Genomic DNA, 21,021 nt, shown 5'->3' with positions numbered 1-21,021 from the left:
TCTCCTTTTCAAAGCTCGTATTCGGATTTTCTCGTCAATCTTAAGAAGACGAACACTGGAATGATAATAATGACGAATAGAACGAGCGCTACCGCGGTTGAGTAACCGGTAAAGCTGCCGTATAACATTCGTAAAATATAAATACTGAGTGATTCCGTGCTATAACCGGGACCGCCGTCAGTCAAGGCAACAATGATCTCGAACACCGACAGCGAGCCGATAATATTCGTGACCACATTGATTTTGATCGATGGATACAATAGCGGCAGCGTAATGTACCACAGCGAGGAGCGGCTGTCCGCTCCGTCGATTGTGGCGGCCTCGTATAAATCAGGCGGAATGGATTGTAACCCGGCCAAGTATACAATCATTGTCATCCCTACATATTGCCACACATTAACAACAATGAGCACGACCAACGCCGATGAGCTTTCACCTAGCCAGTTCACGTCCAGGAAGCCTAATCCGAGCTCGCTTAACACATGGGGCAGATAGCCCCTTCCAGGCTGCAGAATGAAGTACCAGATATACCCCATAATGAGCGGACTAATAACGGCCGGCAGATAGACAATCGCACGAACGATTCCTCTGCCAGCCATCTTACGGTCCAGGAGAAGCGCATAAAGCAACCCGAATAAATTTAATAACGGTGCGCTTCCCAGAGCGAAATACACGGTAATCATAACGTCGTTACGGGCTCGGTCGTCTTGAAAAAAATCAATGAAATTTTGCAAGCCGATGAAGCTTGGCGTCGTAACGCCATTTGAATCCGTCAAGCTGATCCCGATCCCCTGCATTAGCGGATAGAGGAAGAAAACACCAAACAGCAGGATTGCAGGAACGGCCATGAACAAGTGCAAATTGGCGCCCAACTTATTAAATATGCGCATGGTTTCTCTCTCCTACGGGCTCTGTCTACTTATTTGTTGCATTCCACGCTTTATCCCAAGCGCCTTTGTATTCCGCGGCGAATTCCGCCGATTTATATTTGCCTGCTAGCAGCTCCTGAACCATCCGTCCGGAATCGTCGCCGGAGAAGCCTGACGGCGTATCGGTGAAAGCGATATTTACGCCGGATAGAAGAGCAGCCGCTGCTTGATCTTTCAGTGGACCCCAGTCTGCGGTCACATCGGTGAAGGCGGGCGGGGACTTCAGGAATTCGCTGTACGCTTTCAAGTTTTCCTGTTTGAACAGGAATTCCAGGAACTTCTTCGCCTCTTCCGGATGCTTGGATTCTGATGTAATCGCATAGACGGAATCTTCCGCTGAGAGTGTTACCGGTTTCGTGCCATCTACGATAGCCGGGAAAGGTGCGAAGCCGATTTCGCCTGCAATACCCGGGTTCAGCTTAAGCAGATCGCCCAATACCCACATTCCTTGACTGATCATCGCCGCTTGACCGTTCACGAAAGCTTCCTTCTGGTTGTCGTAAGTGGCCGTCAATACGTCTTTGTTGATCAATCCTGCTGCTTTAAGCTCTAATAACCTTCCAGCAAAAGCTTCAATACCGCCGCCGACGGCATCGAACTGCAGTTTATCCGATTCGTTGTTGATGAATGCTTTGCGCGCATCCGTAACTCCGTATTTCTGCTTGATCACTCCATGAGCCATGAACTCGATCAGATGGCCAAGCGTCCAGGAATCTTTGCCAGCTAGAAACATAGGTGTAACTTCCGGTTTCTTGTCCTTGATCGTTTGCAGATTGCTCTTGAATTCCTCCCATGTGTGCGCTTCTTTTAAGCCCAGCTCGTCAAAAATCTTCTTGTTGTAGAAGATACCGGCCATGGTCACATTTGTCGCTGCCCTGAACTGCTTGCCGGTTTTGATGTCCGTATTCAATTCCTTGATTGCTGGGAGCACTCTAGACCAGAAGGCTTCGCCGGACAAGTCCAGATATTTGCCTTGATCTACATAGTCTTGGGCATATACGGTAGTAATGTCCGGTACATCTCCCGAGGCGAACTTAACTTTGATGACATTGCTGGCATCCTTCTGGTATTCTTGCTCGACCTTGATATTCGGATTTTCCGATTCGAATTTCGCGATCATTTCGTTAATCAGATCTACCGTCTCTACTTTTCCCGTGAAAAATTTCAAGGTCACTTTTTCCTGCGGTGCACTGGCAGACGGTTCTGCCGATGCACTCGAAGCAGCGCTCGATGCCGAAGCATTCGAGGAGGGTTCTGACTCTTTATTACTGCCGCAAGCCGCCAAGACCCCAATTATTAATGACAAACATAGAAATAAGGACCACCTTTTAAGTACCACTTTATTTCCTCCCCAAATGTGTAATGTTGTTTACAACTTCACAATACATGCTGAAGCACCTCATCCGAAACACCCGAAAATGACGATTAGAGTGCGGATTTAACGAATGTAATTTACAGATGCCCTAAACTGTCCTATATATTAAATTAGAAGAATTTCAGAACCGAAGTAAAGGGGGGCCACACGTCCATGTCCCGTATTCAGGTTAAAGGGTACCATGAATGGAGCATTAAACATAAGCTCCTGACGATGACGGGATTGCTGCTGCTCGGCTCCGTATTTCTGGAATCGTACCTCTCCTATACCCAATACACCCGAGATTTCGAGAAACAGTCGTCTGACAAAGTTCAGCAAATCATTGAGCAGGTTTCTCTTAATATCGATACCTATTTAGATGATTTATATCGTTTAACCTTATTTCCCTATCGCAATGTCGCGGTCATGTCCGCTCTGGAGGAACCCGTCCCGGAGACGGAGCTTGCTCAATTGGAAAAACGGAGACTGATAGAGAATTTTCTAGACGAAATCATGATCTATCCGCGGCAAGACATCCTGCGCGTATCCATTATGACGGATCAGATTTATTCCAGCGCGCGTCTTCCTACCAGTCTCGTCCCCGACGAGGATGTAGAGACGTATGACTGGTATAAACAAGCATTGTCCACACAAGAATATATTTTCGTGCCGACTCGCTTGCAATCCTCTGACAAGGGTAACGTCCCTGTATTTTCGATTGTCAAACAGCTTCGAAGCATCAGCAATACGCAGAACATTCTAGGTGTGATAAAGGCGGATGCCAACTACAACGGTATCGTCGATATCATCGGAAAGGCTGAAATGGGTCAGGACGGCGGTCTGTTCATCCTCGACGATAACAATAATTTCATATACTCTTCCAATGATAAATTCAGAAAAACCGTATTATCTGCTGGTGATAACACAAGCTTGATCCAAGAGGGCTATTTAATGAATACGACAGCCATATCCAAAGTGAATTGGCGCATCGTTGCTGTAAACTCGGTGTCGGAAATGAACCGAAAAGCGATCAAAACACGAAATACCGCTTTCTTATTCGCCATCGGCAGTGCATTATTCGGCATTCTAGTGCTCATTCTGCTCATCCGTCATTTTCTCAAGCCCCTGCTTTCTATCGTGAAGCTCATGAAAGAAGTAGAGTTGGGCCGTCTCGATGTCACCTTCCAGAGCGGTCGCAAGGACGAAATCGGTTATCTTGGCGCCGCTTTTAACCGCCTGGTAGAGAAAATCGGTGAGATGCTCAATCAGAACACCGTACTTGTCAAAGAAGTTTATGAATCCAAGCTGCTGCAGCAGGAAGCCCAAATCAATGCTCTATTTAACCAAATTCGCCCTCATTTCATTTTTAACACGCTGAATTTAATCAGCTTGTCCATGCAATCAGGCAAACAAGACAAAGCTACCCGGCATCTCAACCAATTGAGCAGCATTCTGAGAAGCATGACCCAGTGGGACAAGGAAATGCCGCTTCGCAAGGAAATCGAGCTGCTCCATGCCTACCTCGGTATTCAGAGCAGTCGGTACGAGGGACGGCTGTCTTATTCCATTAAGATAGATCCGTCCCTCTACGATCTCTTGGTTCCCGCGTTGCTGCTGCAGCCCATCGTCGAGAATGCAGTCCTTCATGGCTGCGAACATAAAAAAGAAAAAACAATGATTACCATCACTTCCCGTTTGATGCCTGACAAGCTGGAGATTGAGGTTCATGATGACGGGCCGGGAATGGACCCGGAAACACTTCTGAAGCTTCAGAAAAAAGTTAATTCGTTGGAAGAAACGGTTAGCCCTAATTCATTGCATACCGGCATTGGTCTTATTAATGTAAACAAACGAATTAAGGTCAAATATGGCGTAGAATACGGAATCAGAATAGAGAGCGAAAGGCTGCAAGGAACAACGGCCATTCTGTCGCTGCCCTATCCCGGAATAAAGGAGAACAACTATGTATAGGCTCTTGATTGTGGATGACGAACCGTTGACACGGCATTATATGAAAACGAATTTAACGCTGCTGCATGACAAATGGGAGTGCGGCGGGGAAGCTGAGGATGGTCAAGAAGCGCTTAATCTGCTGGATCGCGGGGAATCATTCGATCTGATCATTACGGACATTAAGATGCCTGTGATGAGCGGGCTTGAACTGGCGCGCGAGGTTACACAGCGGCAGTTGAAGACGAGAATGGTCATCATCTCGGGATATGACGAGTTTTCCCTTGCTAAGGAAGCGATGCATTACGGAGTTCATGATTATTTATTGAAGCCTCTCGTGAAGGAAGAACTGATTGCCGTTTTGGACAAAATGAGCGAACAATTGGAAGCCGACCGTTCCGCTCAATTAGCGTATAAAGCTATGGTATCCCTGTCCGTTGAGACCAAGGAGCAAGTGGCAAGAAATTTCCTTCGCGCGCTCGTCTCCGATAACAATATTGAAATCAAAGCGCTGTATCCGATTCTATTCCGCCTGAAGGTTAGCTTGATCGAAGGCGAGGGCGCCATCATGCTCGTGGATCTAGATGAAGCTCAGCTTCTTCAGCGCGATATCTCTCCAAGCGATATCGCGCTATTTCGCTATATTGTACATCAGACGGCAACGGAGCTGGCAGTTTCGAATCCGGGCACAACCGTATTTTTCGATGGCGAGCAGCAGACGGCCGTACTAGTAACAGGTGACGATTCGACCGATGTAATGAGCCGCTGCGGCCAATTATTCAACCACCTCTCGAAGGTCATCTCAAATATGACGGGGATCGCCATTTGGGGTGCGGTCGGCTCCAGTGAAATCGATGTGCTGCAATTAAATTCCTCCTACCACAAAGCCAATCGGGCCCTTAAAGGCCGTCTGTTCGCCTGCGAGCCTACCTTGTTCTATGATCATCCGAACGAAGTCATTAACGACTTTCTTAAAAAAATAGACAATGCCATCGCGACCTTACCGGCAGCATTCACTGACACTCATGATCTTAATCTGAAAGCGGCGCTTAAAACCTTAGTCGAATCGATGGGTACGGACGCACCTGACCGACGGAAAACCATCCAATTTGGCACCTATATGCTGAACCGTTTATCGGGACTCTTGGAAGGAGTCGGGCAACAATCGTTCCACCAAGCTTTGACTACCTTGAAACAGAAAACAGAACCCTATATTCTTTCCTTGGAGGAGGTTGTTAGTCTATACCTTCTTATGCTCCAACCGTTTCTCCAACGACTGGGCTCGCCTTCGGCTGCCAGTAATGAACACGAGATCGTGACTAAGGCAAAGAACTATATATACGCCCATTTCGCCGAGCCTTTAAGTCTTGCCCTCATCGCAGATCAAACCGGGGTAACGCCAGGATATCTAAGCAGCCTGTTTCATCAGAATGTGAATGAGTCTTACATTAAGTTTCTAACCCGGGTTCGTATGGAGTACGCCGCGAAACTCCTGCAGGCCAAACCTCCGGTAAAAGTATACGATGTCTCCGAGAAAGTCGGGTATGTGAGCGTCAAACACTTTTCCTATGTGTTTAAGCAGCATTACGGCATACCTCCGGGAGAGTACCAGGACAAATCCCTATCGCTCGATTAACTGTCTATAATTCCATATTTTTTTAAATAATTCGCTTTCCCAGTAAAGAGGAAATTAATCCTACGGCAAGTCTCGCGGTTCTTCTTTCGATATCAAGCAATGAATTAATTTCGACAATATCCATCGAGGTTATTCGTTCTGATTCAGCCAACAATTCAAGAGCAAAATGCGCTTCTCTATAGGTTAATCCTCCGAGCACCTGCGTACTAACACCAGGCGCTTCAAACGGATCAAGAGAATCAACATCGAAGCTAAGGTGGATTCCGTCAGTCCCATTACCAGCTATTTGCAGAGCCTTTTCAATGACCTGCTGTATACCCATTCGGTCAATATCATGCATGGAGAAGCATGTGATTCCCTCTGATTGAATCAGTTCTTTTTCATTAGCATCCAATTCCCTAGTGCCAATAAGAACGGTATTTTTACTCTTCATAAAAGAATCGGTTTCGGGAATATCCGATAGCTCGAACTTAGATTTCCCAAGTGCTATTGCAAGCGTCATTCTACTTATACTGCTGGTGGGATTAGTTTCCTTTGTGTGAAGATTGACATGGGCATCAAACCAAATAACACCTAGATTGGTATAGTGAGGGGATATTCCGGCTAATGCTCCTAATGTGACACTATGGTCTCCACCGATCACGAGCGGAAAGGTTTGCTCTAGTATGGATTGGGATACCCGCTCAGCTACAAGCCCAATCATTTCCTTAATCTCTGCAAGATGCCTAATGCCGGAAGATACTGCAGGGTACTCCTTGCTTGGACATATGACACTATAATCATTTTTCACTTCTAATCCAAGGCGGTCAAGATGACGCTTTAATCCGACTTGTGACAGGCTTTCCGGTCCTTGTTCTGTTCCTGGGCGATTCGCTCCCAGTCCGAATGGTACATTAATAACACTTACCTTTTTGTCTTTAATCATATCATTACACCATCCTTCGAGAATCGTCCATTACATACGCAATAAAGACCTTATTGAAACGAATAGCTAATCCATTAAGTTTAGCAGAATGGCTGCAATAAATGAATCTCCTGCCCCGCAAAAAGGTAAATCTTGAAATAAATTAAAAAGAGGCTGCCCATAACTTGAACTGCACCCCGTCAAGTAGACAGTACAAAAAATAAAAATCAGTTGAGCTGAATTCCATCGGACTGAGGCCGTTTTTTGACTGCAATCGTTCGTAATTATAAAAGTGAATGTAGTCATCGTTGTCTTCTTTGAGTTCCTCAAAGGAACGGTATGTATGTAAATAATAATTCTCGCATTTCAAGGTTCCCCAGAAGGATTCCATGGGCCCCTTATCGATGCAACGGCCAACTCGGGACAAGCTCATGTTAGTCAACGCAACTTCGAGAGCTATATGCCTGAACGGCGAACTGCATTTCAAGCCCCCGATCGCTGACGAAACAAGAAGTTGCTACCTATATCGTAAAATACATCAATGAGAGCGACTATACCAAGCAGCGCGCCACCATTGTCGCAAAATACATCAATGAGAGCGACTATACTAAGCAGCGCGCCACCATTGTCGCAAAATGAGGCTGTCGATTAACAGTTCATAACTTCGGAAATCTGCGGGAGACCACAAAATGTATGCGAAAAATCATACAAAATGAGCGTCATACACATAGAATCAGTCGATTCTATACGAAATTTCATACAAAAAATTTGATTTGAGCCCGGATTCTGTAAATGTATGCGAAAAATCATATACATTCTCTGTATGTGTACGTTCACGTTCCACAATTAATCGACAGCCTCAAAATGCAGCAATATGGCTCCTGCTAGCCGAAGAGGGGAAAAAACATCGACATTCGCATCGTTTAGCACTTCGATAGCTGTTTGAATGGCTGCTTGCAGTGACAATTTCGCCGCTTCAGGGTACTGGCCGGGCAATGTCCCAACCTCTGCAAAGCTAAAGAGTTATTTTGTATGATATTAATGTTATAGATACAAAACGTATCATTAAGGGCAATAAGAAGGGTTTATTAGATTATATCTGCGCGACATGATATTATTAAGGTTAAATTAGATGCAGGAGTGATAAGACTGAAAAAAAATAAGCCTATCTCATTTGACGAATTGCTAAAAGAACTACAAGGCCAAAAGACCGATGAAGAAAATAAGAACCTTATTTCTTTGGAAATGTTGTTCAATGAAGCCTTTATGAGTAAGTACTCAACCTCTAAGAGCTTTCAAGAGTTTCTAGAGAAGGGTAACTTCACGGCAAAATCACAAGAAGATATTAACAATATTCATGCTGAGCTTTTTGATCGGCATGTCGTACGGGAAACAAACTTCGATAGTTGGCAATCCATGCTAGACACAGCAAATATGGAATATGCCGCTAAGTAATTAGCGTAAAGATATATCTTTGGAGCTGACGCTGGTAATTTTACTGGCGTCAGTTTGTTTTATAAGCATTATTCGACAAAAAAACCTAAATTATTGGTACACCATTTGATATACTTCTCACCTTTTCTCCTTTATATTTTTCTTAAATGTAATTAGAAGAATGAAGGAGATGTAACATGCAAATAAAAAAGAAAATCGACGTCAACTCGGTATTGGACAACTTTACTTCAATCTCATATTGGGATGCTAAAGGCCAAAAACACTATCTTGTATTTGAAGATCGTATACGCGGGGGCCAATGGACCTTGATGAAATACGGTGCCAGCGATCAGTTCAGCGTCCATGGAATCGGGGAAAACTATAGCGACGATGAAGAGTTGTTCTTCGATAACCGTGACAGCGTTGCTTCATTCTTATGGGAAAATCGTTCCGCGTATAATGTTGCTGTCAAGAAGTTAACAGGCGTGTTCTCGATCGAATATAAGAACCAGCTTGCAGGTGAACCTATATAAGATACTAAAAACCCAATCAAGTTGCTGATATGAGCAACTTGATTGGGCTTTTTACTGGCTGAACTACATGGTTCCTCCACCTCGACGGATTCCGGCTGGAATCTGCTCTGGTCCTTTGTTAATAAAGTCATAGATGAACTTACCCACTGCTTGCTCATTAAATGCGGGGAGCTCCATCGTATGGGTCCATGCTGTGACTACGATCTCCTTGCCATCAGGTATATCTTCATTCGGAACGGCCAATACACCTGCTCCGGCTTCTCTAAATTTCGATAAGTATTCGAGTTGGTCAAGCGTTGCGGAATCAGCCTCCGCACGATAATAGATGATAATATCTCCGTGCTCCAAATTATGAACTAATTCCTCGTATGGCGGTTTATTCTTATAAAACCCAAACTTCAAATCATGAGGGCTATGAATTCCCGAAGTCGGGATTTTCATTGCATATTGAACAGGGTCCGTCGTATGGTCTGCTCCATAATAGCCGTCTTCTGTCACAGCAATGGGAACATTATAATTCAAAGACTCAATATCATATTTATTTCCAAAGTTTTGTGCAAGAAACACCACACCCATTAGCAATGAAATGCAAAGCATAAAATGGGAAACCAATCGCACTCTTCTGGCTTTTCTGTTCAGAACTGCCTTTTCATTCTTCTTTAACCGACTGGTATTTTCCTTATTTAACTTTGAAGCGTAACCGTAACCAAACAAAGAAAGCAATAAAATGAATCCACTAATATAAATCGATAACAAAGCCATTTGTAAAATGCTCCCCCTTGGTCTCAGCACTACTTGAGGTAGTGCTCGTTTATAAAAAAAATCAAGTAATCGCTAGAACAATCATGCCCATAAAAAGAAGCAGGACGTGAATAGAGAGCACTATAGATTTCGTTTCCATTCTAATGGGTATCTTTCTCTCCGGGTTTATCAATTGCTCTAGCCTGTAGTTCACAGCCGCTTCAGAGAAATAAACCAACATAGGATTCGGCTTTTCGCTAAAGCAGCTATTAATCAGCTTCAACAATGCGCTGCCTAAACCGATCTCTGAACCCGTTCTTTGAACCGCGAACTCATCAGCGAGTAATTCACTGATTATTATATAATTTTTGTAAGTCCATTTAGTTAGCGGTATAAACCATAGAGCGTGTGATATCAAATGCAAAATAAAGATTTTTATAGAGTCATGATTGTTTTGATGAAAGGTTTCATGCTCAATAACCGCTTCCAGCTCTTGATGATCCAGCATTTCAAGCAATCTGCTGGAGAGAACGATACAAGGTTTTCTCAGTCCCATCGTAAAAGCCATCGGTTGACGGTGATCGATAACGATCAAAGCTTGATTAAAAATCATGAAATCATTCTTTAGGCTGTTAGTCAATTGTATATTTTCAAGCCTAAAGATTTTGTCTTTGAACCTGCCGGAGAGAAAATATTGCTGTACGATTTTGAAGATCGTAATGACTACGGAATAAGCAATAAGCGAATTTAAGAGAAAAATCATTAAAAAGTAATAAAGAGAATTTTCCTTAAACAAACTCAGGCAAAGCTTAAAAAAGTTCATCTTCAGGTTTAATCCGAACAGAAGGTGAGCCATATATATGCCTATCTGGCTCCACACTAGCATTGCAATCAGCAGACTCAACGTTATTATATAATAAGATTCTTTTCTCCACTTCATCATAGACTGTCCTTTTTCAATTGCTTGATTTTCTCTTCCAATTTGGATAACAAAGTTTGGTCAACCTCTGATAAAGAATCGATCATATGATTGATAATAACCCCGCCGAAGTCATCAAGAAGGTTTTCTGTTATTTTCTTTGATTGCTCTTTGATAAACTCTTCCTTAGATTGGACAGTCCGGAATAAGGACAGTCTTCCTTGCAGTCTTTTTTCCAGAATCCCTTTGTCAACTAACCGATTCATTACAGTCATTACTGTATTGAAGTTAACAGGCTTGTCCTTCTCCAAGCACTGTTGGACATCCTTAATGGATGACTCATCCATTTCCCAGAGGAAATCCATAATTTTGGACTCTAATGATCCGAAGAACCGATTTAACCCTACTTCATCATATTTAAAGCTCTTGATATTCATAGAGTCCTCCCCTCACTACACATTATAGTGTTCCTTTTCACTCTATTCAAGCAAGCTTTAATCACTTCTTGCCCGCATGCAACAATCTTCCATATTAATAGACAAAAGAACTCATGAAAATCACCGATGGTATAACAAACTTCTCCACAGCATAGATATAAAATGATACTGCAGGAAAATATTTGAAGCAGAAGGAGTTTGTTGTTCACACTATGATTAAAAGAGGTAACTTCGAGCATGTAACGTTTAAGGTGACTTTTTCTTATCTGGTTAACGCCAAAAGTAAATCGCATGCTTTGATGATGGCGGATTTCAATTTCAATGAAGACAATATCATCTTGGATCGAGTCCAACTGGTTAATGAAAATGGAATAACAAGATTACTTAAAGTGGATCGTGTAGAATCTGTTCAGTGGACTACTGTTGATTCATCCGACTATAGTAATCAATTCAAAGTAGTCGGGCAAATTCACCTAGCGCTTAGTATCGATAGCATTACAGAGCACCAAACGGAAAACTTCTGGAAAAGCACTTATCGGCTGCCACATTCTGTTCTCCTGGACAAAACGGTTTGGGTTATTCCAACAAAGGATGAACCGGCCTTCACACAGGTAATAAGCCAGTCAATGGAGCTCAGCATCGATTCCAGAGATTCGAAAGACCTAACACGAGCAGGGTGAAAATAGCATATTAGTTTCAAAGAAAGTGGTGGTGCAGAGATTTTCTGTACCATCACTTTTGTGTTTGTCATCATCCCGGTCGAGATGATCAGCTTCTCTTCACCCATAAGTTCATATCCTCGAGCTTATCCGATATATAGCAATTTTTCGTCAGCCGCCCCGTGTACTCATAACCCAACTGATGAAGAACGGCATTCATTCCGAAGGACAAAGCGCGGGATAGCGAAAAGAAACAATGGATGTTCCGAAGCAGCAAATCCTCCTCCAACGTCTTGATCAACACCTTCATAAAGCCATGCTGGCGATGGTCCTGAAGTGTGGCGCAATCCGTCATCTCCGCATGATAATACTGGGAATTGATTTCCGCGGAAGCCGTACTTACGATCTGACCCTCGTAGACGATAATATAGAATACGGTCGCGTCTTTCATCACCTTGGCAATGTAAGCCGGGTCGTTCATCTGGGTGGGATAGATCTGAAAGACATCGGTGTAAAGCCGCGCAAGTGTCTTTACATCTGACTCCCTGGCGATCCGAAGCGTATAACCCGCGGGAAGCGTTGAGTCAGGCAGCTTGCGCGGCATCTCCAATACATTCTGCAAGATACCGTCTTCTTTTGTTCCGTAATCGCTGGTCCGCCGTTCGTCGGAAAGGTAGCAGGCTACGCTGTAAGCGTCATTGCCGTTATAATAACCTTTGAAGATACCCTCGAGTATGAACCCCCGGGACAAGAACGATTTCCAATCCGCTTCCCGGGCCTTAACAAACGCTTTTGTGAATCCATGCTGCCGAGAGAGCTCCATGACTCGTGTCATGATGGCGTCCGTATGACCCTGATAACCATCTACCCTTAACCGGAGGTTAAAAGGATCGAAAAAAACCTGCATCGTAAAGTCAGGGCCGCTGATCTCCTTGCATTCGCCGATTACCGCATATTTTGGGTTCATCCTTAACCTCTTTGGTTTTTTATTTTTTCCTCTTGGGCCCTTATGAGTTTTTCCTTCATTTCGTCTCTCTTGTCGCGGCGGTCCTTGAGAGATGAATGATCCTCTGATGCCGCATAATTGCTGCGTTTGTCCAATCGGCGCAAACCTTGCGGAACAAGGTTGAATTGCTGATCTTTCATGAGCGCGGCAATTCCGACCGTCTGCGGTTCGCCTTGTAAGCCGTAAACCTCGTTAAAATACTCATCCGCGCGCCCAGGTACGTAGTCTTTAGGTTCCGGGTAGGAAGTGATCACGCCTTCAAAGTTGCGCAGCACGACTTTATCCGGGCTTTGGGAAATCAGGTAATTGGGAGAAAGCGAGATTTTGCCGCCACCGCCCGGGGCATCCACGACAAATGTCGGCACGGCGTAGCCCGAAGTGTGGCCGCGCAAATTCTCGATGATCTCCAGCCCCTTCGAAACGGGTGCGCGAAAGTGGCCGATTCCTTCGGACAAATCGCATTGGTAGATGTAATAAGGCCGAATCCGGGCTTTGACCAGATCGTGCATCAGCTTCTTCATGATGTGGGTGCTGTCGTTAATACCAGCCAGAATAACGGTTTGGTTCCCAATCGGCACTCCTGCCATGGACAGCATGTCGCATGCGGTTTTGGCTTCCTCTGTCAGCTCCAGCGAATGGTTAAAGTGTGTGTTGATCCACACCGGATGATACTTCTTCAGGATGTTGCACAGGTTTTCCGTGATTCTTTGGGGGAAAACGACCGGCGCCCTCGTACCGATCCGAATGATCTCCACGTGCGGAATGTCGCGAAGATTCTTCAGCACGTATTCCAGCACCGTATCATTGATGAGCAAGCCGTCGCCTCCGGATAAGAGAACGTCCCGGACTTCCGGCGTTTGGCGGATATAGGCGATGGCCGCGTCCAGCTGTTTCTTTGGAACTCCCATCCCAACTTGGCCGGAGAAACGACGCCGCGTGCAGTACCTGCAGTACATGGAGCACTGGTTCGTAACCAGGAATAGGACGCGGTCCGGATAACGGTGCGTTAATCCTGGGGTAGGAGAATCCTCGTCTTCATACAAGGGGTCCTCCAGGTCATATTGGGTTTTTAATATTTCCGCCGAAAGAGGAACGGATTGCAGCCGGATCGGACAACGCGGGTCGTCCGGATTCATCAAGGATGCATAATATGGCGTGATGTTCAAAGGAATGGTCTGGATGGATATCCTCACCCCTTCTTCCTCATCCGGCGTCAGGTTGACCACCTTTTTTAGATCGTCCAGCGTGCGAATGGTGTTGGTCAACTGCCAAATCCAATCGTTCCATTGCTCTTCGGTAACGTCTTTCCAAATATCGATCTGCTTGTAATGCCGGCGTCCGCCAAGATTGTTGATCTTGCCTATCGAACCTGTCATGATTGTCATGGTGTTACCTCCCAATCGCTTATTAATGTTTCACACCTTTCTTTATGCAATTTTCGTGCCAATGTCATTTAGGGGATACGGCGCGCATTTCTTTCACCGCCCCCTTGTTCCGATTGAAAAAAAACAGCGAAGTGACGAAAATTTTGCACCTCTGCATTTAAGCGGCAAAGATGCTGCTAAATTAATAATCGGAACCTGGAAGAAAGCAAATTCATTTCGTCGCGGTATTTCATCACGGTTCTCCTTGAGATCCGGATGCCTTCCTCGGTAAGCCGATACGTGATTTCCTGGTCGGAAAGCGGCTTTTTTTTGTCCTCTTGTCGAATGAGCTGTCTTATGCGTGCTTTGATCTGGTGCGTTGACGCGTCTTCATCCTCCGTGGGCAATCCGCCGGAGAAGAAATACTTCAGCTCATATGTCCCGCGGGGCGTCGACACATATTTGTTTTTCGTAGCCCTGCTCACGGTCGACTCGCTCATGCCCACCTGATCTGAGATATCCATAAGCTTCAGCGTCTTCAGATACGCATCGCCCTTCTCTAAAAAATCATACTGTTTATAGACGATACACTCGATCACCTTGGTTAAGGTTTGATTTCGATATCCCAAATTGCGGATCAGCCATTTCGCCGATTGCAACTTCTCCCGTACGTAAAGCAGCGTTTCATCATTACCCTGCTGCAAGAGCAGCTTGGCATAATCGTCATTAATCGAAGGTCTCGGTACGTGGGAGCCTTCCATAGTAATCAAGTAGCCCTGTCCGTTCGGTTCTTTGGTGATGTGCGCATCCGGACGGATTACCGCAGACTGCGTTTTGGCATACGCCAATCCGGGTCGGGGGTTCAGCCTTCGGATGTAATCGATCGCCAATGATATATCGTCTGCGTTCCGATTCATTTTCTTTTCTATCCGCTTGATATTTCTCTTGGCCAACTCCTCTAGGCAATCGCATACGATCCAATAAGGCAGCGAATCCGATAAGCCCTCTTGTTCGATTTGAATGAGCAGGCACTCCCTTAGATCGCGAGCGCCGACTCCGGGCGGGTCCAAGGACTGGACAGCTAGCAGGGCTGCTGCCGCGTCCTCCGGTGAGACAAGGAGTTGTGCGCAAACTTCTTCCAATCGGATGGTCAGATAACCTTTATCATTCAAATTACCTATTAGATATGTCATGATTTTCAAAAGGTTTGCCTGCATGCCATTCATCCGTATCTGGGAAAGCAGGTATTGCTCGAGATTCTCTTGCGATCCGTGCACGTTCTCAAATCGATCATTATAACCTCCTATCGGCGATCGGGAAGGTAAATAGTCGTTCCATGTCACGTCCAACAGCGGATTGCGGTCATGCTCTTCCAGAATAAGCTCGCACACTTCGGCAGAAGAAAGTTGTAAGAGGCGAATGGCTTGCTGCAATTGAGCGCCCATAGCTTGATTTTGTCTTTGCAGCAAGGATTGATCCATTCTCACAGAGAGACAACTCCTTCCCTAGCATCTGTTTATTCTTCTACGCCGCACCACGCCATGACACTCAATGTGATAATCCGCGCAGCTGCAAAAACTTGATCCAGCTCGATATATTCATTAGGGAAATGGGCAGCCTCCGTAACGCCTGGTCCGAATACGATGGCGGGAATGCCGCCTGCATGGGTTAACGTCCCTCCATCTGTCCCCCAAGGAGATGCTTTGATTATAGGAGATTGATTCGTTACACTACCGAACTGCTCTATCAGGACGAGCATGAATTCATGCTCGGGATCGACGGAACCGGGAAGCCAGCGAGCCCCGAACCACTCCAGAACCGGGGGGTGCAACGCAAACCATGGGTCCTCTTGGCCGAGTCGGTCCAGCCATTCCGCCATTTCTGCTTGAGCCGCTTCCATCGTTTCGTCCGGTGCAACACCCATCCGACCTTCGAGCTTGACCAGATCAGCGACGGATGACGGCCAATTGCCGCCCTGTATGACCCCGATGTTGATTGGAATGGGGATGGGCGTGTTCCGGTATAACGGATCTGTAATCCGGTTATTCCGTCTCTTCTCTAATGCTAGAATATGGTTCACAATCAGCAAGCTTTTCTCAATGGCGCTGACCCCTTCGTAACGCGTTCCGCCGTGGGCGGAGCGTCCCGCCACCGATATGCGGAACCACATTGAACCTTGCTGTTTGGGAAATATATGCAGCTTTGTCGGTTCCGGAATCAAGGCAACATCAGCCTTGTAACCCCTGAGCACCGCGGCCAGCGTCCCCGCCCCGCCGCTTTCCTCTTCTACCACGCTTTGAAAGATAACATCCCCGCGCAATCGAATTCCCAGCGAGTCGATCGCCTGTAAGGCGAGTATCAATGATACGTTTCCGCCTTTCATATCCGTGACGCCCCGTCCGAACATGCGGCCATTCTCGACTTTTCCGCTGTAAGGGTCGTCGTCCCATTGCCTGCGGTCCCCTTCCGGTACTACGTCAACGTGGCCGTTTAACAGGATAGATCGCCCGCCGCCGGTTCCTTTTCGGACTCCGACAACATTTGGACTACCCGTAAAGTCGGTTCTCGTGGCGTAGAAATAGGGATGCTGCTGCAGTTGCCGGCCATCCGGCTCCCAAACATCCACTTTCAGCCCGATCTCCGCAAGCTTTCTTGCTGTCAACTGCTGAATCGGGGCTTCGTCGCCTTGTTTGCTGGGCATTTGAACCATGTCCCTCAACAAACGTACGCCCTCTTCCCTGTGCTCCTCCATCCATTGGCCGATCCGCTCTTTCCACCCGTTCACCCCTGCACCTCCGTGACTGTTGGAACAACGGCAGGAATGAGCAGCCGGGCTTCCGTGGCGGCAATGACTTCCTCCACCGTATAAGGTTTTATAACTTCTTTGAGCAGAAGGCCCTCATCCGTTACTTCCATAACCGCCATTTCGGTAATGATCAAATCGACGCTGTTTTTAGCCGTTAAAGGAAACCTGCATTCCTTTAATATTTTCGACTCGCCCTCTTTGTTCACATGATTCATGAGGACGATCACTTTCTTTGCTTTCTGGGCCAGCTCCATGGCGCCTCCCATACCAGGAACGCGCTTGCCCGGCACGATCCAGTTGGCCAAGTCGCCCTTCTCGCTAACTTCCAGTGCGCCCAAAATGGTAATGTCCAGGCATCCTCTGCGGATGATCGCGAATGCGATTGAACTGTCGAAATAAGCGGCGCCCGGATCAACCGTGATCGGGAACCCTCCCGCGTTGCACAATGACGGATCCTCTTGACCCGGTTCGGGACTCGGTCCAGCGCCGAGAATGCCGTTCTCTGTATGAAAGAGAACATGGATATCCTCGGCAATAAAGTTAGCCACGAGCGTGGGAATGCCGATGCCCAAATTTACTGTCATGCCGTCCTTGATTTCCTGCGCCGCCCGCCTAGCGATACGGTTTCTTATTTCCGCTCCCATGCCCATGTCCAGTTTACCCCCTTGCTCGGAATGATCATATCGACGAATATTCCGGGTGTAACGATATTTTCCGGATCCAAGCTGCCGACCGGAACGATTTCATCCACTTCCGCAATCGTAAATTGCCCTGCCATCGCGACCAGAGGATTAAAGTTTCTCGCACTCTTGTCATAGATGAGGTTGCCTAGGGTGTCAGCTTTTCGAGCGTTCACGATGCTCACTTCGGCAGTTAAAGCAGTTTCAACAAAGAATTCGCGGCCGTTCACCGTTATTTTCTGCTTGTTCTCCTCCACAACAGTCCCCATTCCCACATCGATCAGCACCCCTCCGAGTCCGACTCCTCCCGCCCGTATCCGTTCGGCAAGCGTACCTTGAGGAGAAAATTCAACTTGCATGGTGCCTTCGGACATCAACTGGCCGGCATTCGGATTGGAACCGATGTGCGAGGCGATCAATTTGCGGACGCGTCCCGCCGTTACCAGCCGGCCGATGCCAGCATCGGGAAACCCGCTATCGTTACCGATCAAGGTCAGATCCTTAACGCCCTTTTCCAGAATACCTTGGATGAGGGTGGGTGGGGTGCCTACTCCTCCAAATCCGCCAAACATAAGTGAGCATCCGTCATATATATAGGCCAGCGCATCTTCCAACGACGCGACTTTGCTTTTTTTTGTTCCTTGGACTTGCTGCCGCATGTGGACCATTCTCCTTTCTATGACCAATCAACCAAACCTTCGGATTGCAAATGCTGCTGAATGTGATGTATCGATTCTTGTAAAATCTCGCACAGCCTGTCGATTTCTTCCGTTGTGATCGTAAGGGGCGGCGCAACGATGACGGCATCGCCAGCCTGGCCATTCAATCCTCCGGCAGCTGAATAAATAAGCAAACCTCTGCCGAAGGCTTGATTGATTAACATCGATGTGACGTTTGAGGAAAGGGGAAACGGCTGTTTGGACCCAAAATCGCGAACCAGCTCCATGCCAAGCAGCAGCCCCTTGCCTCTGACATCGCCGACGATCGGATACCGCTGCGCCATCTGCTGTAATTTCCTGTAGAGATAGTCCCCCTTCTCCGCCGCCGCTTCAACCAGCCGGTGCCGCTCCACATATTCCAGCACCGCCAGGGAAACCGCGGCGGATTGCGGATTAGCGCTGTAAGTATGTCCTGACATGACGACTCCAGAGCCGTTCAGAATCGGCTCCATCACCCGGTCCGTTGCCAACGTTGCCGCAATCGGCGTATACCCTGCACTCATTCCTTTGCCAAGCGCTACGATGTCCGGAATGACGTTCCAATGCTCCATCGCAAACATCTTGCCCGTTCTCCCCATCCCGGTCATGACCTCGTCGGCAATAAAGAGAATGTCGTATTTCTTGCAAACCTCATGAATCAAGGTGAAATAGCCGTCCGAAGGCGTCACTGCCCCTCCCGAAGCTCCAATGATGGGTTCGGCTATGAAAGCTGCAATCTGATCCGCTCCGATTAGCAGAATCGCGGATTCCATCTCGTCGGCATAGCGCTGGTCATCGTGATTGAATGGGCATCGATAAGGATAAGGTGCGGATAGGACTGGGAAATCCTCCAGCAAAGGCTCGAAACGTTTTCTCCTGATTTTATGTCCGGACATGGACAACGCCCCCAGCGTAATGCCGTGATAGCTCATCCATCTGGACAAAATCCGGTTTTTCCCGCTTTTCCCCCGCTCCTGCCAGTGCTGGATGGCCAGCTTCATGGCGGTTTCCGTCGCCTCCGAACCGCTGTTTACAAAGAAGGACCAATTCAAATCGCCGGGAGCCAGTTTGCTCAATTTTCGTGCCAGCGCCTCGGCCGCCTCGTTCGTAAACTGCGTACGGTAAGCGAAAGACACTTTATTCGCCTGCGTCTGCATGGCTTCGATAATCTCTTCCACCCCGTGTCCGATTCCGGCCGTAACGGCGCCGGAGCAACCGTCGATATACTGATTCCCCTCCGCGTCGTATAAATAGATCCCTTTGCCGTAATCCACGACCGGGTAGTCGTAACCGAGCTGCGGCTTGATCAGATAGTCGCGTTCCCTGGTTGGCGCCTTATGTTCAAGTTTCATCACCGGACAGCTCCTTAGCGCTCTTCTGGACATAAACCCTTTGAATCATGTACTTGTCTAGCTTATATTGCAGCGCCTGCCGCCTGATGCCTAACGCTTCTGCCGTCTTGCTTACATTGCCTTGGCACTTATCCAGCATGGTGATGATCGCCTCCCGTTCCAGTTCTTCAAGCATCTTAGGGAGATCGATATCTTGCGACGCGGAACGATCCGCCTTGGAGGTGAAGGATGCGGCTTCTTTGTCCATCTGCATCACATAAGCCGGCAAATGCTGTTCCATAATCATGTCCTCCCCGCCGTCGATGATATTAAAGGCATATTCCAAAGCGTGCTCAAGCTCGCGTACGTTCCCGGGCCATGGGTACTGCATTAAATTCTGCACGGCCGGAGCGCTGATCCCTTTCACATCCATCCCGAACATCTCATTAAAATACCGAATAAAATGTTCGGCCAATTCGGGGATATCCGATTTGCGTTCAATTAAAGACGGCATCATAACCGTTACGACGTTCAAGCGGTAAAACAAATCGGAGCGAATGATCCCGCTGCTCAACGCTTCCTTCGTTGAAATATTCATGGCCGCAATCACCCTGACGTTGATTTCCTGTTCAAAGCCGCCCCCGACCCTGCGAATTTTCTTTTCTTGCAGAACACGGAGCAACTTAGCCTGCAAGGCAATGTCCAGACTATTCAGCTCATCCAGAAACAGCGTACCTTCGTCCGCTTGCTCAAACAACCCCGGACGATCAACTGCGCCGGTAAAAGCGCCTCTGTTGGTTCCGAAAAGCAGCCCCTCCATCAAATCTTTCGGCACAGCCGCGCAATTCAGGGCAATAAAAGGGTAATCGCGGCGAGTGCTCGCATTATGAATACTTTGGGCGATAAGTTCCTTGCCCGTCCCGGTAGGGCCGCAAACCATGACCGGCGATTGGGTCCGGGTAGCTTTTTTGGCTAATGAAACTGCTTGCCTGAACGTTGGGTCGGATCCGATCAAATCGTGAAAACAATAAGTGGCTGTACCCGCGGAGGACTTTTTCCTCCGGTTGGTCTCGATCAGGTGACGGCGCAAATCGACGATCTCATCATACATGTCCATGATCTTGGTGACATCTTTGGCGATCTCAACGGCACCGATGATTTCAGACCCTTCATAGAGCGGCAAGGTGCTGTTGATCGCCGTAATTCTCTTACCTTTCATGTTGACATAAGTCTGGATGGATTCGCTGGATCTCTTCCCATGCGTTAATGCCAAATGCAGAGTACTCGACTCATCGGTTAAAGAAGGAAACAGATGAAAAATATTTTTTCCGAGAACCAGGTCTCTCTCCAAACCGTCGATTTGGGCCATCATTTCATTGTAAAAAACCGTTTGGCCGCTTCTGTTGACGATATGGACACCGACATTAATCATTTGGAGAATCCATTCGAATTGGGGTGACCAATGACTTAAGGAATGATTCATCCGCTCTGCTCCCCTCCTGTAGTACTTCTAACGCAGTAGCCCCGCCGTTCATGTTAGTTTATGCATGGAAATATCAGTCCGAACAGACTCATCTCGACTGAGCAGGGTCAAATTCGCAAAATAGTTATAGATATTTAATGATACATATTGTATCATT

21 protein-coding genes are annotated in these 21,021 nt (G+C 47.0%); 5 read left to right on the top strand and 16 right to left on the bottom strand.

The window, feature by feature from the left end; translation table 11 throughout:
• Positions 1 to 8: 8 nt before the first annotated feature.
• The gene (locus ACESLK_RS02540) at positions 9 to 890 is read right to left on the bottom strand and encodes a carbohydrate ABC transporter permease (protein WP_372661739.1); all 882 of its coding nucleotides are present in this window, start codon (positions 888 to 890) and stop codon (positions 9 to 11) included.
• Between the two features lie 25 nt (positions 891 to 915).
• Positions 916 to 2,268 (bottom strand): ABC transporter substrate-binding protein, encoded by a 1,353-nt coding sequence (locus tag ACESLK_RS02535; protein WP_372661736.1) that lies wholly within the window; start codon positions 2,266 to 2,268, stop codon positions 916 to 918.
• 189 nt (positions 2,269 to 2,457) lie between these two features.
• On the opposite strand from ACESLK_RS02535, the gene ACESLK_RS02530 reads away from it, so the two are divergent.
• On the top strand, positions 2,458 to 4,254 hold the full coding sequence (locus ACESLK_RS02530) for a cache domain-containing sensor histidine kinase (RefSeq protein ID WP_372661734.1): 1,797 nt from the start codon (positions 2,458 to 2,460) through the stop codon (positions 4,252 to 4,254).
• The gene (locus ACESLK_RS02525; protein WP_372661731.1) at positions 4,247 to 5,869 is read left to right on the top strand and encodes a response regulator; all 1,623 of its coding nucleotides are present in this window, start codon (positions 4,247 to 4,249) and stop codon (positions 5,867 to 5,869) included. Before ACESLK_RS02530 ends, ACESLK_RS02525 begins: the two co-directional genes overlap by 8 nt.
• 22 nt (positions 5,870 to 5,891) lie before the next feature.
• Here ACESLK_RS02525 and rocF read toward each other — a convergent pair whose 3' ends face one another.
• From rocF to ACESLK_RS02510, 3 genes are all read right to left on the bottom strand, one after another.
• On the bottom strand, positions 5,892 to 6,794 hold the full coding sequence (gene rocF, locus ACESLK_RS02520) for an arginase (RefSeq protein WP_372661728.1): 903 nt from the start codon (positions 6,792 to 6,794) through the stop codon (positions 5,892 to 5,894).
• Positions 6,795 to 6,936: 142 nt separating this feature from the next.
• Positions 6,937 to 7,206: an IS3 family transposase gene (locus tag ACESLK_RS02515; RefSeq protein WP_372661724.1), complete on the bottom strand. Its 270-nt coding sequence runs from the start codon at positions 7,204 to 7,206 to the stop codon at positions 6,937 to 6,939.
• A gap of 413 nt (positions 7,207 to 7,619) precedes the next feature.
• Entirely contained in the window at positions 7,620 to 7,769 is a 150-nt protein-coding gene (locus tag ACESLK_RS02510; protein ID WP_372661721.1) for a hypothetical protein, read from the bottom strand.
• Positions 7,770 to 7,940: 171 nt separating this feature from the next.
• Between ACESLK_RS02510 and ACESLK_RS02505 the strand changes: the two genes are divergently transcribed.
• Together ACESLK_RS02505 and ACESLK_RS02500 are read left to right on the top strand one after the other, a co-directional pair.
• On the top strand, positions 7,941 to 8,228 hold the full coding sequence (locus tag ACESLK_RS02505) for a hypothetical protein (RefSeq protein WP_372662141.1): 288 nt from the start codon (positions 7,941 to 7,943) through the stop codon (positions 8,226 to 8,228).
• Between the two features lie 176 nt (positions 8,229 to 8,404).
• The gene (locus tag ACESLK_RS02500; protein ID WP_372661718.1) at positions 8,405 to 8,740 is read left to right on the top strand and encodes a hypothetical protein; all 336 of its coding nucleotides are present in this window, start codon (positions 8,405 to 8,407) and stop codon (positions 8,738 to 8,740) included.
• A 63-nt stretch (positions 8,741 to 8,803) separates the two neighbouring features.
• On the opposite strand, the gene ACESLK_RS02495 is transcribed toward ACESLK_RS02500, so the two are convergent.
• The 3 genes from ACESLK_RS02495 to ACESLK_RS02485 form a co-directional block, all read right to left on the bottom strand.
• Complete coding sequence (locus ACESLK_RS02495; protein ID WP_372661716.1) at positions 8,804 to 9,502, bottom strand: DUF3105 domain-containing protein; 699 nt, start codon at positions 9,500 to 9,502, stop codon at positions 8,804 to 8,806.
• A 61-nt stretch (positions 9,503 to 9,563) separates the two neighbouring features.
• On the bottom strand, positions 9,564 to 10,304 hold the full coding sequence (locus ACESLK_RS02490) for a M56 family metallopeptidase (RefSeq protein WP_372662138.1): 741 nt from the start codon (positions 10,302 to 10,304) through the stop codon (positions 9,564 to 9,566).
• A gap of 116 nt (positions 10,305 to 10,420) precedes the next feature.
• A complete protein-coding gene (locus ACESLK_RS02485; protein ID WP_372661713.1) occupies positions 10,421 to 10,837 on the bottom strand; it encodes a BlaI/MecI/CopY family transcriptional regulator in 417 nt (138 codons plus the stop codon).
• A gap of 212 nt (positions 10,838 to 11,049) precedes the next feature.
• Between ACESLK_RS02485 and ACESLK_RS02480 the strand changes: the two genes are divergently transcribed.
• The gene (locus tag ACESLK_RS02480; protein ID WP_372661710.1) at positions 11,050 to 11,517 is read left to right on the top strand and encodes a hypothetical protein; all 468 of its coding nucleotides are present in this window, start codon (positions 11,050 to 11,052) and stop codon (positions 11,515 to 11,517) included.
• Positions 11,518 to 11,605: 88 nt separating this feature from the next.
• Here ACESLK_RS02480 and ablB read toward each other — a convergent pair whose 3' ends face one another.
• The 8 genes from ablB to ACESLK_RS02440 form a co-directional block, all read right to left on the bottom strand.
• A complete protein-coding gene (gene ablB / locus ACESLK_RS02475; protein ID WP_372661707.1) occupies positions 11,606 to 12,463 on the bottom strand; it encodes a putative beta-lysine N-acetyltransferase in 858 nt (285 codons plus the stop codon).
• 2 nt (positions 12,464 to 12,465) lie between these two features.
• Positions 12,466 to 13,878, bottom strand: coding sequence for a lysine 2,3-aminomutase (kamA, locus tag ACESLK_RS02470; RefSeq protein ID WP_372662135.1), 1,413 nt, complete (start codon positions 13,876 to 13,878; stop codon positions 12,466 to 12,468).
• Positions 13,879 to 14,063: 185 nt separating this feature from the next.
• Entirely contained in the window at positions 14,064 to 15,347 is a 1,284-nt protein-coding gene (gene rpoN / locus ACESLK_RS02465) for an RNA polymerase factor sigma-54 (RefSeq protein WP_372662132.1), read from the bottom strand.
• A gap of 35 nt (positions 15,348 to 15,382) precedes the next feature.
• Complete coding sequence (locus ACESLK_RS02460) at positions 15,383 to 16,651, bottom strand: peptidase (protein ID WP_372661704.1); 1,269 nt, start codon at positions 16,649 to 16,651, stop codon at positions 15,383 to 15,385.
• Positions 16,648 to 17,322: a 3-oxoacid CoA-transferase subunit B gene (locus ACESLK_RS02455; RefSeq protein WP_372661701.1), complete on the bottom strand. Its 675-nt coding sequence runs from the start codon at positions 17,320 to 17,322 to the stop codon at positions 16,648 to 16,650. The genes ACESLK_RS02460 and ACESLK_RS02455 overlap by 4 nt, the downstream gene beginning before the upstream one ends.
• Positions 17,301 to 18,011 (bottom strand): CoA transferase subunit A, encoded by a 711-nt coding sequence (locus ACESLK_RS02450; protein WP_372661698.1) that lies wholly within the window; start codon positions 18,009 to 18,011, stop codon positions 17,301 to 17,303. Before ACESLK_RS02450 ends, ACESLK_RS02455 begins: the two co-directional genes overlap by 22 nt.
• A 17-nt stretch (positions 18,012 to 18,028) precedes the next feature.
• The gene (locus ACESLK_RS02445) at positions 18,029 to 19,402 is read right to left on the bottom strand and encodes an aspartate aminotransferase family protein (protein ID WP_372661695.1); all 1,374 of its coding nucleotides are present in this window, start codon (positions 19,400 to 19,402) and stop codon (positions 18,029 to 18,031) included.
• Positions 19,392 to 20,864, bottom strand: coding sequence for a sigma-54 interaction domain-containing protein (locus tag ACESLK_RS02440; protein ID WP_372661692.1), 1,473 nt, complete (start codon positions 20,862 to 20,864; stop codon positions 19,392 to 19,394). The genes ACESLK_RS02445 and ACESLK_RS02440 overlap by 11 nt, the downstream gene beginning before the upstream one ends.
• Positions 20,865 to 21,021: the final 157 nt, after the last annotated feature.

The organism is Cohnella sp., from assembly GCF_041640265.1.
Taxonomy (GTDB): domain Bacteria; phylum Bacillota; class Bacilli; order Paenibacillales; family Paenibacillaceae; genus Cohnella.
The sequence above is the reverse complement of the archived record's forward strand: the minus strand, read 5'-3'. Positions and strand labels throughout refer to the sequence as shown.

Coding starts and splice junctions, on each gene's coding strand:
- ACESLK_RS02540 (WP_372661739.1), bottom strand. CDS start 890: ATGCGCATATTTAATAAGTTGGGCGCCAATTTGCACTTGTTCATGGCC.
- ACESLK_RS02530 (WP_372661734.1), top strand. CDS start 2,458: ATGTCCCGTATTCAGGTTAAAGGGTACCATGAATGGAGCATTAAACAT.
- ACESLK_RS02525 (WP_372661731.1), top strand. CDS start 4,247: ATGTATAGGCTCTTGATTGTGGATGACGAACCGTTGACACGGCATTAT.
- rocF (WP_372661728.1), bottom strand. CDS start 6,794: ATGATTAAAGACAAAAAGGTAAGTGTTATTAATGTACCATTCGGACTG.
- ACESLK_RS02515 (WP_372661724.1), bottom strand. CDS start 7,206: ATGAGCTTGTCCCGAGTTGGCCGTTGCATCGATAAGGGGCCCATGGAA.
- ACESLK_RS02500 (WP_372661718.1), top strand. CDS start 8,405: ATGCAAATAAAAAAGAAAATCGACGTCAACTCGGTATTGGACAACTTT.
- ACESLK_RS02495 (WP_372661716.1), bottom strand. CDS start 9,502: ATGGCTTTGTTATCGATTTATATTAGTGGATTCATTTTATTGCTTTCT.
- ACESLK_RS02490 (WP_372662138.1), bottom strand. CDS start 10,304: ATGAACTTTTTTAAGCTTTGCCTGAGTTTGTTTAAGGAAAATTCTCTT.
- ACESLK_RS02485 (WP_372661713.1), bottom strand. CDS start 10,837: ATGAATATCAAGAGCTTTAAATATGATGAAGTAGGGTTAAATCGGTTC.
- ACESLK_RS02480 (WP_372661710.1), top strand. CDS start 11,050: ATGATTAAAAGAGGTAACTTCGAGCATGTAACGTTTAAGGTGACTTTT.
- ablB (WP_372661707.1), bottom strand. CDS start 12,463: ATGAACCCAAAATATGCGGTAATCGGCGAATGCAAGGAGATCAGCGGC.
- kamA (WP_372662135.1), bottom strand. CDS start 13,878: ATGACAGGTTCGATAGGCAAGATCAACAATCTTGGCGGACGCCGGCAT.
- rpoN (WP_372662132.1), bottom strand. CDS start 15,347: ATGGATCAATCCTTGCTGCAAAGACAAAATCAAGCTATGGGCGCTCAA.
- ACESLK_RS02455 (WP_372661701.1), bottom strand. CDS start 17,322: ATGGGCATGGGAGCGGAAATAAGAAACCGTATCGCTAGGCGGGCGGCG.
- ACESLK_RS02450 (WP_372661698.1), bottom strand. CDS start 18,011: ATGCGGCAGCAAGTCCAAGGAACAAAAAAAAGCAAAGTCGCGTCGTTG.
- ACESLK_RS02445 (WP_372661695.1), bottom strand. CDS start 19,402: ATGAAACTTGAACATAAGGCGCCAACCAGGGAACGCGACTATCTGATC.
- ACESLK_RS02440 (WP_372661692.1), bottom strand. CDS start 20,864: ATGAATCATTCCTTAAGTCATTGGTCACCCCAATTCGAATGGATTCTC.